The sequence below is a fragment of the Hoeflea sp. EC-HK425 genome (genome assembly GCF_902498795.1).
Lineage (GTDB): Bacteria > Pseudomonadota > Alphaproteobacteria > Rhizobiales > Rhizobiaceae > Hoeflea > Hoeflea alexandrii.
In genome coordinates this window covers 3,391,201-3,407,491 of record NZ_LR701572.1, presented here as the reverse complement: position 1 = coordinate 3,407,491, position 16,291 = coordinate 3,391,201, and the positions used below count along the sequence as shown (strand labels likewise).

The 16,291-nt window shown below is 63.0% G+C and carries 16 protein-coding genes; 8 read left to right on the top strand and 8 right to left on the bottom strand.

Annotated elements, in window-relative coordinates:
* Positions 1–8 precede the first annotated feature (8 nt).
* The 3 genes from SPHINGO391_RS19130 (at position 9) to SPHINGO391_RS19120 (ending at position 2,337) form a co-directional block, all read left to right on the top strand.
* Entirely contained in the window at positions 9–779 is a 771-nt protein-coding gene (locus SPHINGO391_RS19130; RefSeq protein WP_152010333.1) for an ABC transporter ATP-binding protein, read from the top strand.
* Between the two features lie 11 nt (positions 780–790).
* Complete coding sequence (locus SPHINGO391_RS19125; RefSeq protein ID WP_152010332.1) at positions 791–1,855, top strand: dipeptidase; 1,065 nt, start codon at positions 791–793, stop codon at positions 1,853–1,855.
* A gap of 113 nt (positions 1,856–1,968) precedes the next feature.
* On the top strand, positions 1,969–2,337 hold the full coding sequence (locus tag SPHINGO391_RS19120; protein WP_152010331.1) for a DUF559 domain-containing protein: 369 nt from the start codon (positions 1,969–1,971) through the stop codon (positions 2,335–2,337).
* Positions 2,338–2,500: 163 nt separating this feature from the next.
* On the opposite strand, the gene scpA is transcribed toward SPHINGO391_RS19120, so the two are convergent.
* From scpA to SPHINGO391_RS19085, 7 genes are all read right to left on the bottom strand, one after another.
* Positions 2,501–4,639, bottom strand: coding sequence for a methylmalonyl-CoA mutase (gene scpA / locus SPHINGO391_RS19115; protein ID WP_152010330.1), 2,139 nt, complete (start codon positions 4,637–4,639; stop codon positions 2,501–2,503).
* Complete coding sequence (locus SPHINGO391_RS19110; protein WP_152010329.1) at positions 4,636–6,642, bottom strand: acetyl/propionyl/methylcrotonyl-CoA carboxylase subunit alpha; 2,007 nt, start codon at positions 6,640–6,642, stop codon at positions 4,636–4,638. Before SPHINGO391_RS19110 ends, scpA begins: the two co-directional genes overlap by 4 nt.
* Positions 6,643–6,781: 139 nt before the next feature.
* Positions 6,782–7,159 carry a hypothetical protein gene (locus SPHINGO391_RS19105; RefSeq protein WP_152010328.1) on the bottom strand — a complete coding sequence of 126 codons (378 nt, stop codon included), beginning with the start codon at positions 7,157–7,159 and terminating at the stop codon, positions 6,782–6,784.
* Positions 7,159–8,079: a glutathione-dependent disulfide-bond oxidoreductase gene (gene yghU / locus SPHINGO391_RS19100; protein ID WP_152010327.1), complete on the bottom strand. Its 921-nt coding sequence runs from the start codon at positions 8,077–8,079 to the stop codon at positions 7,159–7,161. Before yghU ends, SPHINGO391_RS19105 begins: the two co-directional genes overlap by 1 nt.
* A gap of 125 nt (positions 8,080–8,204) precedes the next feature.
* Positions 8,205–8,600, bottom strand: a complete 396-nt coding sequence (locus tag SPHINGO391_RS19095) for a cupin domain-containing protein (protein WP_152010326.1) — start codon at positions 8,598–8,600, stop codon at positions 8,205–8,207.
* A 28-nt stretch (positions 8,601–8,628) separates the two neighbouring features.
* A complete protein-coding gene (locus SPHINGO391_RS19090; RefSeq protein WP_152010325.1) occupies positions 8,629–10,161 on the bottom strand; it encodes an acyl-CoA carboxylase subunit beta in 1,533 nt (510 codons plus the stop codon).
* On the bottom strand, positions 10,161–10,739 hold the full coding sequence (locus tag SPHINGO391_RS19085) for a biotin transporter BioY (RefSeq protein ID WP_152010324.1): 579 nt from the start codon (positions 10,737–10,739) through the stop codon (positions 10,161–10,163). Before SPHINGO391_RS19085 ends, SPHINGO391_RS19090 begins: the two co-directional genes overlap by 1 nt.
* Positions 10,740–10,873: 134 nt before the next feature.
* Here SPHINGO391_RS19085 and SPHINGO391_RS19080 point away from each other — a divergent pair, with 134 nt between their 5' ends.
* Positions 10,874–12,316, top strand: coding sequence for a short-chain fatty acyl-CoA regulator family protein (locus SPHINGO391_RS19080; RefSeq protein WP_152010323.1), 1,443 nt, complete (start codon positions 10,874–10,876; stop codon positions 12,314–12,316).
* Between the two features lie 86 nt (positions 12,317–12,402).
* Complete coding sequence (gene aroQ, locus SPHINGO391_RS19075) at positions 12,403–12,849, top strand: type II 3-dehydroquinate dehydratase (protein ID WP_152010322.1); 447 nt, start codon at positions 12,403–12,405, stop codon at positions 12,847–12,849.
* 15 nt (positions 12,850–12,864) lie between these two features.
* On the opposite strand, the gene SPHINGO391_RS19070 is transcribed toward aroQ, so the two are convergent.
* The gene (locus tag SPHINGO391_RS19070) at positions 12,865–13,329 is read right to left on the bottom strand and encodes an Lrp/AsnC ligand binding domain-containing protein (protein WP_152010321.1); all 465 of its coding nucleotides are present in this window, start codon (positions 13,327–13,329) and stop codon (positions 12,865–12,867) included.
* A 182-nt stretch (positions 13,330–13,511) separates the two neighbouring features.
* Here SPHINGO391_RS19070 and SPHINGO391_RS19065 point away from each other — a divergent pair, with 182 nt between their 5' ends.
* From SPHINGO391_RS19065 to SPHINGO391_RS19055, 3 genes are all read left to right on the top strand, one after another.
* Positions 13,512–14,531: a 1-aminocyclopropane-1-carboxylate deaminase gene (locus SPHINGO391_RS19065; RefSeq protein WP_152010320.1), complete on the top strand. Its 1,020-nt coding sequence runs from the start codon at positions 13,512–13,514 to the stop codon at positions 14,529–14,531.
* Between the two features lie 148 nt (positions 14,532–14,679).
* The gene (gene ppk2 / locus SPHINGO391_RS19060) at positions 14,680–15,681 is read left to right on the top strand and encodes a polyphosphate kinase 2 (RefSeq protein ID WP_152010319.1); all 1,002 of its coding nucleotides are present in this window, start codon (positions 14,680–14,682) and stop codon (positions 15,679–15,681) included.
* 121 nt (positions 15,682–15,802) lie between these two features.
* Entirely contained in the window at positions 15,803–16,291 is a 489-nt protein-coding gene (locus SPHINGO391_RS19055; protein ID WP_152010318.1) for a YeeE/YedE family protein, read from the top strand.

Genomic DNA, 16,291 nt, shown 5'->3' with positions numbered 1-16,291 from the left:
AAATCCGGATGACTTTCATCGATATCGAGGACCTCGAAGTCACCTTTGAAGGCAGCGGTCGGCAGGTGCGTGCGCTCAAGGGCGTGTCGCTTGCCGTTGAGGAGGAGGAGAGTTTCGGCATCGTCGGCGAGAGCGGGTCCGGCAAGTCCACCGTGCTGCGCGCGCTGTGCGGTCTGGCGCCGGTAACCGGCGGCCGGATCAGCATTGCCGGTGATCCGGTGCAGATGCCGCGTGACCAGGCCTTCTACCGCCGCGTCCAGATGGTGTTCCAGGATCCCTACGCCTCGCTGCATCCCCGCCACACCGTCGACCGGGTCTTGTCCGAACCACTCGCCATCCATGGTTTCGATCACGCCGAAGACCGGGTTGAACAGGCGCTCGAGGATGTCGGCCTCGGAACTGGCTTCCGCTTCCGCTATCCGCACCAGCTTTCCGGCGGCCAGCGCCAGCGAGTCGCCATTGCCCGCGCCCTGATCCTCGAGCCGAAGGTGATCCTGCTCGACGAGCCGACATCGGCGCTCGATGCCTCGATCCAGGCCGAGGTGCTCAACCTGCTTGACCGGCTGCGGGCCGAGCGCGGCCTGACCTATGTGCTGGTCAGTCACGACCTGGCCGTCGTCTCGCATATGTGTGACCGCCTGATGGTGATGCAGGGCGGCGAGGTGGTCGAAGAGTTGACCCGCGAGGCGCTGCAGGCCCATGCTACGGCGAAGGACTACACCCGCAACCTGCTGACGGCGAGCGAGGGCTTCACCCGCGATCCCGCCCTTCGGCGCTGATGGAGCCAGCCATGGCGACACTGCCATTTTTCGACGGCCACAATGATTTCCTGCTGCGCCTGCTGCGCGAACCGGAGCGTCGCGAGACGCTGTGGCTAGAGCGGGGGCTGGAAGGCCATCTCGACCTGCCGCGCATGCGAGAGGCGGGCTTCGCGGGTGGTTTTTTCGCCATCTACATCCCGTCACCGGAAGAGGACGGCGCTCCCGACTATCAGGCGATGATGGACGCGCCGCCCTATGATCTGCCCTTGCCCGAATTGATGACGGCGGCCGAGACCCAGGCGACCGGCCTGGCAATGGCCGGCCACCTGATGTGGATGGAGCGGGCTTCCGCAGGCGCGCTGAAGATCTGCCGCAGCTCCGCCGATCTGCGCGCCTGCATAAAAACCGGAACCATCGCCGCGATCATGCACATGGAAGGTGCGGAAGCCATCGGGCCTGATCTGGATGCGCTCTACGCCTTCCACGCCATGGGCCTGCGCTCGCTCGGCCCGGTTTGGAGCCGCCCAACCGTCTTCGGCCACGGTGTCCCGTTCCGCTTTCCCGGCGACCCCGACACCGGCCCGGGCCTGACCGAAGCCGGCAAGGACCTGGTCAGGGCCTGCAACGAGCTCAGGATCATGATCGACCTGTCGCACCTCAACGAGAAGGGCTTTGACGATGTCGCCAGCCTGTCGGATGCGCCGCTGGTCGCTACCCATTCCAACGCCCACGCGGTCACGCCCTCGACCCGCAACCTGACCGACCGGCAACTGGCCATGATCCGCGAGAGCGGAGGCATGGTCGGCCTCAACTACGCCACCGTGTTCCTGCGCGACGACGGCCGCAAGTCAACCGATTGCGGCTGGGACCCGGTGATGCGCCACCTCGATCATCTCGTCGAAAAGCTCGGCGAAGACCATGTCGGCTTCGGTTCCGATTTCGACGGCGCCGAACTCCCCGACGTCATCGGCGACGTCACCGGCGTTCAGGCGCTGATCGATCAGATGCGCGAACGCCAATATGGCGAGGCGCTGATCGAAAAGATCGCCCGGAAGAACTGGGTATCGCTGCTGGAGCGGACCTGGGGAGGCTGAGCCGACCGCCGTGCCGCCACTCCCTTCTCCCCTCGTGGGAGAAGGTGGATGCGACGGTTCCGTGAACCGGCGCAGACGGATGAAGGGGCTTGTCAACTTTGATGAGGCGCTGGATGAGCAAGGATATCGAACGGCTGCGTGGTTTCGCACGTGATATGCGCCGAGCTCCGACCGAGGCGGAACAGCGGTTATGGGGCGTTCTGCGCAACCGTCGGCTCGACAAGCTGAAGTTCCGTCGCCAGGTGCCGATAGGTGGCTTTATTGCCGATTTCGTCTGCATGGAAGCGAAGCTGATTGTCGAGCTGGATGGCAGTCAGCACGTAGACAGCCCACGGGACAAGGCCCGCGATTCAAATCTTGAAGAGCGTGGCTTCCGTGTTCTGCGGCTGTGGAATGACGATGTGATCAGCGATCTGGAAAGCGCTTGCGCGACGATCCTGGCCTTTGCGCGGGACCCGTCGCTTAAGCAGGACTGGCGATAGGCCACTGAGAATACCCCTCATCCGTCTCCGGTCGTTCACGGAACGCCCGGATCCACCTTCTCCCACGAGGGGAGAAGGAAGAGGTGTCTACCGCCGGCCGCCGCAAATTCCTCCCCTCTCCCGTGGTGGAGAAGGCGTCAGCAACGCTGACGGATGAGGGGGCTCACATATTCCGCTTCAGCCCCGAAATCCGCGCCAGCACGGCATTTGCCGCATCGAGCACATTCGAGCCGGGCCCAAAAATCTCGGCCACGCCCTTTTCGCGCAGGAAGGCGTAGTCCTGTTCGGGGATGACGCCGCCGACGACGACCTGGATGTCGGCGCGGCCCTTGTCCTTCAGCCGGGTGATGAGTTCGGGCACCAGCGATTTGTGGCCAGCGGCGAGCGACGAGACTCCGACCACGTCGACGTTGAGTGCAATCGCCTTGTCGGTGACTTCGGCCGGCGTTTCGAACATGTCGGTGAGATCCACCTTGAAGCCCATGTCGGCAAACGCCGTGGCGATCACCTTGGCGCCGCGGTCGTGGCCGTCCTGGCCCATCTTGGCCACCAGCACATGCGGCGCGCGGCCCTTGTCAGTGGTGTAGTCAGCGATGCGGTCCCGGATTGCCTGGTATTCCGGATCATCGTGATAGACGTCCTCGTAGACTCCGCCGATAACCTTCGTAATGGCATGGTGGCGGCCGCCGAAGCCGCGCTCCATGGCGTCGGAGATTTCGCCCAGCGAGGCCCGCGCCCGCGCTGCCTCGACGGCGGCGGCAAGCAAATTGCCCTTGCCGGATTTCGCCACCTGTTCGAGCTCTGCGATCGCGGCTTCGTGCGCCTTGGGATCGCGGCTGTCGCGCATTTTCTTCAGCCGGGCCACCTGGCCGGCGCGCACCTTGTCGGTGTCGATGTCGAGAATGTCGACCTGCGGCTCGTCGTTGAGCCGGAACCGGTTGACCCCGACGATGACGTCCTCGCCGCGGTCGATCCGCGCCTGACGCCTTGCAGCCGCCTCCTCGATCCGCATCTTCGGCAGGCCCTGTTCCACCGCCTTGGTCATGCCGCCCAGCGCCTCGACCTCGGCGATCAGCTCCCAGGCCTTCTCGGCCAGATCGGCGGTCAGCTTTTCGACATAGTAGGAGCCGCCGAGCGGATCGACCACATTGGTGATGCCGGTCTCATGCGCCAGGATCAGCTGGGTGTTGCGGGCGATGCGGGCGGAGAATTCCGTCGGCAGCGCGATCGCCTCGTCGAACGAATTGGTGTGCAGCGACTGGGTGCCGCCGAGCACCGCCGCCATGGCCTCGAACGCCGTGCGGACCACGTTGTTGTACGGGTCCTGTTCGGTCAGCGACACGCCCGATGTCTGGCAATGGGTCCTGAGCATCTTCGAGCGTTCGGATTTGGCGCCGAAATCGGTCATGATCTTCGACCACATGGCCCGCGCCGCGCGCAGTTTCGCCGCTTCCATGAACACGTTCATGCCGATGCAGAAGAAGAACGACAGCCGGCCGGCGAAGGCGTCGACATCGAGCCCCTTGGCTTGTGCTGCGCGGACATATTCCATGCCGTCGGCCAGCGTGTAGGCCAGTTCCTGCGCCAGCGTCGCCCCGGCCTCCTGCATGTGATAGCCGGAGATCGAGATCGAGTTGAACTTCGGCATATCGGCCGCGGTGAACTCGATGATGTCGGCAACGATCCGCATCGAGGGCTCTGGCGGATAGATGTAGGTGTTGCGGACCATGAACTCCTTGAGGATGTCGTTCTGCACCGTCCCAGTCAGCGCCTTGCGCTCGACGCCCTGTTCCTCACCAGCGACGATGAACATCGCCAAGACCGGGATGATAGCGCCGTTCATGGTCATCGACACGCTCATCTCGCCCAGCGGAATGCCGTCGAACAGGATCTTCATGTCCTCGACCGAATCGATCGCCACGCCGGCCTTGCCGACATCGCCGGTCACCCGCGGGTGGTCGGAATCATAGCCCCGGTGGGTGGCAAGGTCGAAGGCAACGGACAGGCCCTTCTGGCCCGCCGCCAGGTTCTTGCGGTAGAACGCGTTGGAATCCTCCGCCGTCGAGAAGCCGGCATATTGCCGGATCGTCCAGGGCTGTCCCGCATACATGGTCGAGCGCACCCCGCGGGTGAACGGCGCGAAGCCCGGCAGTTCGGAGGCGGCGGATTCGGGCAGGTCATCCGCGGTGTAGAGCGGCTTCAGCGTAATGCCTTCCGGCGTTTCGGTGTTCAGGCTCTCGATCGGCTTGCCCTTGAGATCCTTGGTGGCAAGCTCGAGCCAGTCGCGCGTGGTCTTGCTCATTTCGCGAACTCCATGATGATCTCGTCGACGGCGAGGCTGTCGCCGGCCTTCACCGGGATGCGTGAGACCACGCCCTTGCGCTCGGCCTTGAGCACATTCTCCATCTTCATGGCCTCGACCACCGCCAGCGTCTGGCCTTCCTGCACCTCGTCGCCCTCGTTGACGGCAATCGAGACGATCAGGCCGGGCATCGGGCAGAGCAGCAGGCTCGACGTATCGGGCGCCACCTTCTCCTTCATCAGCCGGGCCAGTTCGGCGATGCGGGGGCTGAACACCTGCACCCGCACATCGACGCCAAGCTGCCGCAGCCGCCATCCGGCGTCGGCGGGCTCGACCTTGATGGCATTGGTCACCCCATCGATATCGAATACTGCCAGCTTTGCGCCTGGCGTCCAGTCTGTCGTCACCGACAGCGGCTCGCGTCCCGGCAGCCGCACCAGGTAGACATCGTCGGTGTCGTCGATATGGCCGGTGATCTCCTGGCCTGCGATCCGAACCACCTTGTCCTCATGCGCGCGCTTTTCCGCCTGGCTGAATCTCGCGCCGGAGATCTGCGCGTTGCGCTCCCCCGAGATGTGGCTGAGCAGCAGCGCCGCAATGGCAAAGCGCTTGATGGTGTCATCATTGGGCGGCACCGGGGCAAAGCCCTCCGGATACTCCTCGGCGATGAAGCCGGTCGACAGCCGGCCCTCGCGCCAGCGCGGATGCTGCATCAGCGCCGACAGGAACGGCAGATTGTGGCCGATGCCCTCGACCTCGAACCGGTCCAGCGCGTCGGCCATGGCGTCGACAGCCTCGAGCCGGGTCGGCGCGTGGGTGCAGAGCTTGGCCACCATCGGATCGTAGAACATCGAGATCTCCGAGCCTTCGGTGACCCCGGTGTCGTTGCGGATGGTGATGCCGTCGCTGGTGCCTTCCTGCGGCGGCCGGTAGCGCGTCAGCCGGCCGATCGAGGGCAGGAAGTTGCGGTAGGGGTCCTCGGCGTAGAGCCGGCTTTCCACCGCCCAGCCATTGAGCTTCACATCGGCTTGCGTGAACGGGAGCTTCTCGCCCGCTGCAACCCGGATCATCTGCTCGACCAGATCGACACCGGTGATCAGCTCGGTCACCGGATGCTCGACCTGCAGCCGCGTGTTCATCTCGAGGAAATAGAAGTTGCGGTGCTTGTCGACAATGAATTCCACCGTGCCGGCCGACTGGTAGTCCACGGCGTTCGCCAGCGCCACCGACTGCTCGCCCATGGCCTTGCGGGTTTCCGCGTCGAGAAAGGGCGAGGGGGCCTCCTCAACCACCTTCTGGTTCCGCCGCTGGATCGAGCATTCGCGCTCGCCGAGATAGACCGCATTGCCGTGGCTGTCGGCGATCAGCTGGATCTCGATGTGGCGCGGCTCCTCGATGAATTTTTCGATGAAGATCCGGTCATCGCCAAACGAACTTGCCGCTTCCGATTTCGAGCGGGAAAAGCCCTCGCGCGCCTCGGCGTCGTTCCAGGCAATCCGCATGCCCTTGCCGCCGCCGCCGGCGGATGCCTTGATCATCACCGGATAGCCGATCTCGGCGGCGATCTTGGCCGCATGCGCCTCGTCATCGATAAGCCCCATGTGGCCGGGCACGGTGGAGACACCGGCTTCGGCGGCGATCTTCTTAGAGGTGATCTTGTCGCCCATCGCCTCGATGGCCTTCACCTTCGGGCCGATGAAGGCGATGCCCTCTTTCTCCAGCGCCTCGCAGAACGAGGCCCGCTCGGACAGGAAGCCGTAACCCGGATGCACGGCCTCTGCGCCGGTTTCCTTGCACGCGGCAATGATCTTGTCCGCCATCAGGTAGGACTGGTTGGCCGGCGGCGGGCCGATATGCACGGCCTCGTCAGCCATTTCCACATGCACGGCATTGCGGTCAGCGTCGGAATAAACCGCAACCGTCTTGATGCCCATCGCCCGCGCGGTCTTGATGACCCGGCAGGCAATTTCACCACGGTTGGCGATGAGGATCTTGGAAAACATGCACTTCTACCCCCGCTGATGGGCCTGTGGCCCATGACTTCCAGTCGTTTCTCCCGGTTCCGTACCCGGAGTACTTCAGGCATCCGGCCATCCGGATGCCTGTTGGCGGATCTCCCCATTGAGGAGAGAGCCATGGTCTTCAGACCTCAAGCACATCCTCGAACGCGGCGGGATAGCTCGCCCGCCCCACGCGTTCGTCGATCCTGAGCAGCGCCTGATAGGATTTCGGATCGAACGGCTCTTCGGCGGGCACGATCTCACGCCCGAAAAGCCAGCTGATCCGGCCCGCATCAAGGTTGCCGCGCTCGAACGGCTCGTCACCGTAAAGATGCCACAGCGCATGCAGGAAGGCCGCATCGGCGAGCTTTTCCGTCGATGTCCGGTCCGCCATCCGGCGGCGGTAGATGATCGGCGAAACCCCGCGCGGATTCGCCCGGCGGATGGTGAACTGGAACCCCGTGCCGGGCAGGCCGGACGGGATCCCACGGTGTTTGGTCATTTCAGGCAGTTTTGCCATCAGGCCTTGCCTTCCTTCTGGGCGTCGAGCTTGTCCTGGGTGCGCAGCTCGAAATCGCTGGCGTCATGGCGCTCGTGCAGCTGCTCGGACGGATCGCCGAAGGCGCGGTTGACCATGCGCCCGCGCTTCACCGCCGGACGGGCGGCGATCTGGTCGGTCCAGCGCTTCAGGTTGGTGTAGATGCCGGTATCGAGATATGTGGCCGCGTCATTGTAGACATTGCCCTGCATCAGCGTGCCGTACCAGGGCCAGATCGCCATGTCGGCAATCGAATACTCAGCTCCTGCCATGAACTCGTTCTTGGCCAGGTTCTTGTCGAGCACGTCGAGCTGGCGCTTGACCTCCATGGCAAAGCGGTCGATCGCGTATTCGATCTTCATCGGCGCATAGGCATAGAAATGGCCGAAACCGCCGCCGAGGAACGGGCCGGAGCCCATCTGCCAGAACAGCCAGTTCAGCGCCTCGGTACGGGCGTGGTGTTCCTTCGGCAGGAACGCGCCGAACTTCTCGGCGAGATACAGAAGGATCGAGCCGCTTTCGAACAGCCGTGTCGGTTCCGGCGTCGAATGGTCGACCATTGCCGGGATCTTCGAGTTCGGATTGACGTCGACAAAGCCCGAGCCGAACTGGTTGCCCTCGCCGATATTGACGAGCCAGGCATCGTACTCAGCGCCCTTGTGCCCGGCGGCGAGCAGTTCTTCCAGCATCACCGTCACCTTGACGCCGTTCGGCGTGGCCAGCGAATAGAGCTGCAACGGGTGCTTGCCGACCTGCAGGTCCTTGTCATGGGTCGGGCCGGAGATCGGCCGGTTGATGTTGGCGAAGCGGCCGCCATTGCCCTGTTTCCATTCCCACAGCTTTGCAGGCTGGTAGCCGGCGGGAAAATTGTTTTCAGGCGGGAAGCTGGTGTCATCAGTCATGAAATTGGATCCTTGTTGGTGAGAAACGTCTCACCGAACCATATAGGCCGAAGGTCGAACAATTGCAGCCGCCGGCAACCGCGTGGTGCCCGTCAAAATCCCGTGAGCGCCCGCAAGGCGCCGCATCATCCGAGATAGTCCGCATCTTCCACCTTCTCGAGCCACGTTACCGCCACCCCGTCGAGCGCTTCCTGGATGGCGATGTGCGTCATCGCCACCTCGGGCGATGCACCGTGCCAGTGCTTCTCGCCCGGTTCGAACCAGACCACGTCGCCGGGCCGGATCTCCTCGATCGCCCCGCCTTCGCGCTGCGCCCGGCCGAGCCCCGCCGTCACGATGATCGTCTGCCCCAGCGGGTGCGTGTGCCACGCCGTCCGCGCGCCCGGCTCGAACGTCACCGCCGCGCCCTGAACCCGCCCCGGCGCCTCCGCCGCAAACAGCCTGTCGAGCCGCACCGTTCCGGTGAAGTAATCTTCCGGCCCCTTCGCCGAGGGCGTCGAGCCTACGCGGGTGATCTTCATGGTCTGGTCCTCTGTGCGCTGCGGTCGCTCACAACGGAATGTTGTCGTGCTTGCGCAGCGGCTGCGTCACCTTCTTGGTCTTCAGCATCTCGAAGGCGCGGACCACCCGGCGCCGCGTCGAGTGCGGCATGATCACCTCGTCGATGAAGCCGCGCTGGGCGGCGACGAACGGATTGGCGAAGCGGTCTTCGTAATCCTTGGTGCGGCTGGCGATCTTGTCCGGGTCGCCAAGCTCGGAACGGTAAAGGATCTCGGTCGCGCCCTTGGCCCCCATCACGGCGATCTGCGCGGTGGGCCAGGCGTAGTTGACGTCGGCGCGGATGTGCTTGGACGCCATCACGTCATAGGCGCCGCCATAGGCCTTGCGGGTGATCACGGTGACCTTCGGCACGGTGGCCTCGGCATAGGCAAACAGCAGCTTGGCGCCATGCTTGATGATGCCGTTGTATTCCTGGCCGACGCCCGGCAGGAAGCCCGGCACGTCGACCAGCGTCAGGATCGGGATGTTGAACGCGTCGCAGAAGCGCACGAAGCGGGCGGCCTTCTTCGACGAGTCGATGTCGAGACAGCCGGCCAGCACCATCGGCTGGTTGGCGACGACACCGACGGTCGAGCCGTTGAGCCGGATGAAGCCGCAGAGGATGTTCCTGGCGTGGTTGGCCTGGATCTCGAAGAAATCGCCCTCGTCGCCGACCCGGGCAATGACCTCACGCATGTCGTAGGGCTTGTTCGGATTGTCCGGGATCAGCGTGTCGAGCGCGTTCTCGATCCTGTCGGGTGCGTCCGCGGTCGGAATGACCGGCGGGTTTTCGCGGCTCGACAATGGCAGGAAATCGAACATCCGGCGGATCTCGATCAGCGCCTCGACGTCGTTGTCGTAGGCTCCGTCGGCGACCGAAGACTTCTTGGTATGGGTCGAAGCGCCGCCGAGTTCTTCCGCCGTGACGATCTCGTTGGTCACGGTCTTGACCACGTCCGGGCCGGTCACGAACATGTAGCTGGTGTCCTTGACCATGAAGATGAAGTCGGTCATAGCCGGCGAGTAGACGGCCCCGCCCGCGCAGGGACCCATGATCACCGAGATCTGCGGGATCACGCCCGAGGCCTGCACGTTGCGCCAGAACACTTCCGCATAGCCGCCGAGCGAGGCCACGCCTTCCTGGATTCGTGCGCCGCCGGAATCATTGAGCCCGATCAGCGGTGCGCCGTTCTGCACGGCGAGATCCATCACCTTGCAGATCTTCTCGGCATGTGTCTCCGAAAGAGAGCCGCCGAACACGGTGAAATCCTGGGAAAACACGTAGACCGGGCGGCCGTTGATCGTGCCCCAGCCGGTGATCACGCCATCGCCGGGAAACACCTGGGTCTCCATGCCGAAATCGGTGCAGCGATGGGTCTTGTACATGTCGTATTCCTCGAACGATCCCTCGTCGAGAAGCACTTCCAGCCGTTCGCGCGCGGTCAGCTTGCCCTTGGCGTGCTGCGCGTCTATCCGCTTCTGCCCGCCGCCAAGCCGGGCCTGTTCGCGCCGCTGCTCAACCTCTTCGATAATCTCCCGCATCACAGGCCTCCCTTTTTCGCAATCATAGCCCATGTTGCCGGAAACACTGCCGCTGCCAAGGCTGCTTTGGTCGCATCCCCCAGGATGAACGGCGTCAGCCCCCAGGCGAGGATCGGCTGATCCCAGCCAAAAAGCGCGCCGAGCCACAAAACGCCGGGCACATAGATGATGGCGCTGGCGGCAAGCGCGGCAAGGAACGCGGTCAGCGGCGAGCGGTCCATGCCGCGTTCCGCTAAGCTGCCGGCGGCAAACGCGGCCAGCAAGTAGCCAAGCAGATAGCCCCCGGTCGGACCCATCATGTAGGCAAGGCCGATGCCCTTCTCCGGCGTGCCGGCAAACACCGGCAGGCCGAGCGCACCCTGGACAAGATACAGCGCCACCGCAGCAGAGCCGAGCCGGGACCCTAGCGCCAGCCCCAGCCCGATGACGACAAACGTCGTCATGGTCAGCGGCACCGGGTAGAAGGGGATCGAGAGCTTGGCTGACAGCGTCAGCAGAATCGAGCCGGCAATGGCCACGAGGCTGGCGATGGCCAGTTTTTCGGGCCGGGAGGCGGTCAGGGCGGCATAAAGGGTCAAGGCGGGCACTCCGTGAAACCGGGAAATGATTGTCCGGTGGTAGCGCGAATGAACGTGCCGCAACAGGGTTGAAAAGGTAAGCATGTTGCACTAGCAATGTTTGCGACTGCAATTTTGCAAAGTTGCGAACATTCATGCGGGCACGCAAGCTCTTCATCGGCGGCAAGGTCCGCGCCATCCGCGGCGAGCACGGCCTGACCCAGGCCGGCTTTGCCCAGAAGCTTGGCATCTCCACCAGCTATCTCAACCAGATCGAGAACAACCAACGCCATGTCAGTGCCTCGGTGCTGCTGGCGCTGGCCGAAGCCTTCTCCGTCGACATCACCACCCTGTCCGACCAGGACAGCGACCGGCTGCTCGCCGATGTCTCCGAGGCGCTCGCCGATCCGGTCTCGGGCGGGGCACAACCGTCGCTGACCGATGTCAAGCTGGTTGTGCAGAACGCCCCGTCTTTTGCCCGCGCCTTCCTGTCTCTGCACCAGGCCATGCGCCGCTCCGGCGACCAGCTCGCCGAACTCGACGAGACGCTGGAGCGGTCCGGCGCACTGAGCGAGCCGACGCCTTACGAGGAAGTTCGTGACTTCTTCCACTATGTCGACAACTACATTCACGAGCTGGATATCGCTGGAGAGTCGCTGAGCCGGGACCTGGCCAAGAGTCGCGGCGTCAGCCTCAAGGCGCTGGCCGACCATATCGAACGGCGCCACCGGGTGCGGGTGGTGATCGGCGCCGGCAGCGAGCCGGGGGCGGGGCAGGGCGATGCGAATGGCGGCGGGCTGCGCCGTTTCGATCCGGTCAGCCGCGTGCTCTGGCTCAATCCGCGCACGCCGGCCTCGACCCAGGCCTTCCAGATTGCCTGCCAGATTGCGCTGATCGAGCATGACGCGGCGATGACCCGGATCATCTCCGAGGCGCGCTTCCGCTCGGCTGATGCCGCCGGTATCTGCCGCATCGGTCTTGCCAACTACTTTGCCGGCGCCGCCATCCTGCCCTATGGCGCTTTCAGCGCCGCTGCACGCGAGTTGCGCCACGACCTTGTGCTTTTGGCCGACCGGTTCGCAACCAGTCTCGAGCAGGTGGCGCACCGGCTTTCGACCCTGCAGCGGCCGGGACAGAAGGGCGTGCCGTTCTTCTTCGCCCGGGTCGACAAGGCCGGCAACATCACCAAGCGTCATTCCGCCACCAAGTTGCAATTCGCCCGTTTCGGCTCTGCCTGTCCCTTGTGGAACGCGCATTCCGCCTTCGAGACCCCGAACCGGATCATCCGGCAGCTGGCCGAAACGCCGGACGGCGTGCGTTATCTCTGCCTTGCCACTGCGGTCTCCAAACCCTCCGGCGGCTGGCGCGATCCGGTGCAGTCCTATGCCTTAGCGCTCGGCTGCGAGGTGGCTCACGCCGGCGAGTTGGTCTACGCCGACGATCTCGACATCGCCCGCGCCGAGGCCTTCGAACCGATCGGCGTCTCCTGCCGGATCTGCGAGCGCCGCAACTGCCATCAGCGCGCAGTCCCCCCACTCAAGCGCCGTCTGGTGGTCGATCCCAACACCCGCAAAACAGTGCCCTACGGATTGGAATGATCGCCGGCAAGGCTTGCGGCATGTCGTGCGCTCGGGCTAGGAATTTGCATCGCCCCGTTTCGGGGCATCAGCGAAAGGCAGACCCGGTGACCGGCACGATCTATGTCCTCAACGGACCGAACCTCAATCTTCTGGGCAAGCGCCAGCCGGAGATCTATGGCCACGAAACCCTGGCCGATGTTGAGGCTGCAGCCTTGAGCCAGGCCGAAAGCTATGGCCTTGCCGTCCGGTTCCTGCAATCCAATGCCGAGCACCAGCTGATCGACTGGATCCACGAGGCCCGTGAAGATGCAGTAGCCGTGATCATCAACCCCGGCGCCTACACCCACACCTCCATCGCGATCCTCGATGCGCTCAACACTTTTGAAGGCCCGGTGATGGAAGTCCACATTTCCAACGTGCACAAGCGCGAGGAATTCCGTCGCCATTCCTACGTGTCGCTGCGCGCCGACGGCGTCATCGCAGGATGCGGCACGCAGGGCTATCTGCTGGCGATCGACCGGGTTGCCAAATTGGTGAGCGCCACCAACTGAGGCGGGCGACCGACCTCAGAAGTCGAGCGGCGCGTTGTCGGTGACTTCTTTCATCACGAAAAAGCTTCGGATCTGGCGCACGCCGGGAAAGGCGATGAGCTGCTCGCCGTGCAGCTTGTTGAAATCGGCCATGTCCTGCACCCGCACTTTCAGGAAATAGTCGAAGTCACCGGCGACCAGATGACAGTCGAGCACGAAGCTCAACTTGCGGATCGCCGTCTCGAAGGCTGCGAAACTCTCGGGTGTTGAGCGATCGAGCACCACGCCGACCATGACCAGCGCGCCGCGCGAAACTGCGTGCGGATTGATCAGCGCCCTGAACCCCTTGATGAAGCCCTCGTCGACCAGCCGCTGGGTGCGGCGATGGCAGGTTGCAGGGCTGACGGAGACCTTCTGGGCGAGATCGGCATTGCTCAGCCGTCCGTCCGCCTGGAGCAGCTTGAGCATCTTGCGGTCGATTTTATCAAGATCAGCAGGCATGAAAGAAGCTTCCGTAAATTGATATTACGATGGAAGAACCCATCGAAATTCTGTTTCGAATTTGCTGCATGATAAATTCCACGCGACGAGTTTGAAAGCACCTTTCATGCGATCCGGGTTAGGTTTCTCTCCTGAATGAGCCACCTCGCGCCGACCAGGCCCTAACCCACGGACAGACACCCATGAACCTCGCCAAATTCGACCGTTACCCGCTCACCTTCGCAGGCCCGACCCCGATCGAGCATCTTCCGCGTCTGAGCGCAGCCATTGGTGCCGATGTGGAGATCTATGCCAAGCGGGATGACTGCAATTCGGGCCTGGCGCTGGGCGGCAACAAGTTGCGCAAGCTCGAATACATCGTGCCTGATGCGATCGCCGCTGGCGCTGATACCCTGGTCTCGATCGGCGGCGTCCAGTCCAACCACACCCGCATGGTCGCGGCCACCGCCGCCAAGATCGGCATGAAGTGCGTCGTGGTCCAGGAAAGCTGGGTGCCGCATGATGACGCGGTCTATGACCGGGTTGGCAATATCCTGCTCACCCGCCTGATGGGCGCCGACAGCAGGTTGGTCGACGAGGGCTTCGACATCGGCATCCGCCAGAGCTGGGAGGACGCCATGCAGTCGGTGCGCGACCGCGGCGGCGTACCCTATCCGATCCCGGCCGGTGCTTCGGTGCACAAATACGGCGGCCTCGGCTATGTCGGTTTTGCCGAGGAGGTGCGCGCCCAGGAAGCCGAAATGGGGATCACCTTCGACTACATCATTGTCTGCGTCGTCACCGGCTCGACACAGGCCGGCATGATTGTGGGCTTTGCTGCCGACGACCGGGCGAACCGGGTCATCGGCATTGATGGCTCTGGAACCCCCGAGCAGCTGCGTGCACAGGTCCGCGGCATCGTGGACAACACAGCGGATCTTGTTGAGCTTGGCCGCAAGGTGCGCGACGACGAGATCGTCATCAACTCCGATTATGCCTATCCGGCCTATGGCGTCCCAAGCCACGAGACCAATGAGGCGATCCGCCTTGCCGCACGGACGGAAGCAATGATCACCGATCCGGTCTACGAAGGAAAGTCGATGCAGGGCATGATCGATCTTGCGCAAAAGGGCTTTTTCCCCAAAGGCTCGAATATTCTTTACGCCCACCTCGGAGGAGCTCCGGCACTTAACGGCTACAGCTACACCTATCGCAACGGTTGAGGCAAACCGGCGGGTTTTGAGGCGTCGTCCCATTTACCGATGCCAGCGACGCCGCCCTGCGCCATTTTGTTTGTCATGGTTTGACACTGGTCAAGGCTGGATGTGCGTCTTGCGGCTATACTACCCCTTTGTTTGAGCGGGGCATGAAATGGAAGACACAAAAAGCGAACTCGAAACAACGGTCGACGACGTGGCGGCCGCAATCTCCGAGACGGTGCTCGAAACATCGGACAAGGAAACGGTTGAGGCCAAGCCACCGCGGTTGACCACAGCAGACATCCGCAAGGACGAAGCTGCGATCGCGCAATTGTTCGAGCAGGGGGTCTATCCCTACAAGACCAGGATGCGCCGCGTCGCCTATGAAAAGGAAAAGGCCAGACTGCAGGTCGAGTTGCTCAAGGCCCAGCGCTGGATCGAGGACACCGGCCAAAAGGTGGTGATGCTGTTTGAAGGCCGGGATGCGGCCGGCAAGGGTGGCACCATCAAGCGCTTTACGGAGCATCTCAACCCGCGTACGGCCCGTGTTGTGGCACTCAACAAGCCAACCGACCGGGAACGCTCGCAATGGTACTTCCAGCGCTACATCGAGCATCTGCCGGCATCGGGCGAAATGGTGTTGTTCGACCGCTCCTGGTACAATCGCGCAGGTGTTGAGCGTGTCATGGGGTTTTCTTCGCCGACTGAATATCTCGAATTCATGCGCGAGGCACCCGAGATCGAGCGCATGCTCACCCGTTCCGGCATCCTTTTATTCAAGTACTGGTTCTCGGTGACGCAGGGCGAACAGCTCAGGCGGTTTGGCCAGCGCGAGAGGGATCCGCTCAAGCAATGGAAACTGTCGCCCATCGACAAGGCCTCGCTCGACAAGTGGGACGACTACACCGAGGCCAAGGAGGCGATGTTCTTCTACACAGACACAGCCGACGCGCCCTGGACCATCGTCAAGTCCGACTGCAAGAAACGCGCACGACTCAATTGCATGAAGCACTTCCTGTCTAGCCTGCCCTATCCCAACAAGGATCATCTGGTTGTCCATCACCCGGACCGGCTGATTGTCGGTTCAAGCAGTCATGTCATCGGGACAGATGACCATATCCTGGGCAAGACCCTGCATCCGGACATCCGCAAGCCGAAGATGGCTGCCGGCTAGGCCGAAGCAGCAGTTGAGCCTGCTATTGGAAGCGTCGCCAGTGCGGCGCTTCTTTTTTGTGAGCTTACCTCACACGAAGATATATTTAACCTCTTGAATATGGAATATCGCTTATATATATCTGGATCGGGCGCAACGACGCCCTGCCTTCAAACGGCACAATCCAAAGAGGGAAGACACAAGCATGGAAACAGAATTCACGCCATGGATGTCACTGACCGGCGGCATTCTCATCGGCCTTTCGGCAATCTTGTTGATGGCGTTCAATGGCCGCATTGCCGGCATGACCGGTATTCTCACGGGCATTATTCCGCCGATATCGACTGACTGGGCCTGGCGCATTGCCTTTCTTGCCGGCGCTGTGATCGGTCCGATGGTTTTTCTGGCTGCCGGTGGTGCGATTCCCTACGCCGTTCCCGTCTCGCTGCCGCTGCTGGCTTTGGGCGGCCTGATCGTCGGCGTTGGCGTCTACTACGGTGCCGGCTGCACCTCGGGCCACGGTGTCTGCGGCATGGCGCGGCTGTCGCCGCGTTCGATCGCGGCAACGATCACCTTCATGATTTTCACCGGACTGACCGTCTATGTCGTCCGTCACATTGCGGGGATCTGA

Bases quoted from the DNA above. Each gene is read 5' to 3' on its own strand.
- SPHINGO391_RS19130 (WP_152010333.1), top strand. From the start codon at position 9: ATGACTTTCATCGATATCGAGGACCTCGAAGTCACCTTTGAAGGCAGC.
- SPHINGO391_RS19125 (WP_152010332.1), top strand. From the start codon at position 791: ATGGCGACACTGCCATTTTTCGACGGCCACAATGATTTCCTGCTGCGC.
- SPHINGO391_RS19120 (WP_152010331.1), top strand. From the start codon at position 1,969: ATGAGCAAGGATATCGAACGGCTGCGTGGTTTCGCACGTGATATGCGC.
- scpA (WP_152010330.1), bottom strand. From the start codon at position 4,639: ATGAGCAAGACCACGCGCGACTGGCTCGAGCTTGCCACCAAGGATCTC.
- SPHINGO391_RS19110 (WP_152010329.1), bottom strand. From the start codon at position 6,642: ATGTTTTCCAAGATCCTCATCGCCAACCGTGGTGAAATTGCCTGCCGG.
- SPHINGO391_RS19105 (WP_152010328.1), bottom strand. From the start codon at position 7,159: ATGGCAAAACTGCCTGAAATGACCAAACACCGTGGGATCCCGTCCGGC.
- yghU (WP_152010327.1), bottom strand. From the start codon at position 8,079: ATGACTGATGACACCAGCTTCCCGCCTGAAAACAATTTTCCCGCCGGC.
- SPHINGO391_RS19095 (WP_152010326.1), bottom strand. From the start codon at position 8,600: ATGAAGATCACCCGCGTAGGCTCGACGCCCTCGGCGAAGGGGCCGGAA.
- SPHINGO391_RS19090 (WP_152010325.1), bottom strand. From the start codon at position 10,161: ATGCGGGAGATTATCGAAGAGGTTGAGCAGCGGCGCGAACAGGCCCGG.
- SPHINGO391_RS19080 (WP_152010323.1), top strand. From the start codon at position 10,874: ATGCGGGCACGCAAGCTCTTCATCGGCGGCAAGGTCCGCGCCATCCGC.
- SPHINGO391_RS19070 (WP_152010321.1), bottom strand. From the start codon at position 13,329: ATGCCTGCTGATCTTGATAAAATCGACCGCAAGATGCTCAAGCTGCTC.
- SPHINGO391_RS19065 (WP_152010320.1), top strand. From the start codon at position 13,512: ATGAACCTCGCCAAATTCGACCGTTACCCGCTCACCTTCGCAGGCCCG.
- ppk2 (WP_152010319.1), top strand. From the start codon at position 14,680: ATGGAAGACACAAAAAGCGAACTCGAAACAACGGTCGACGACGTGGCG.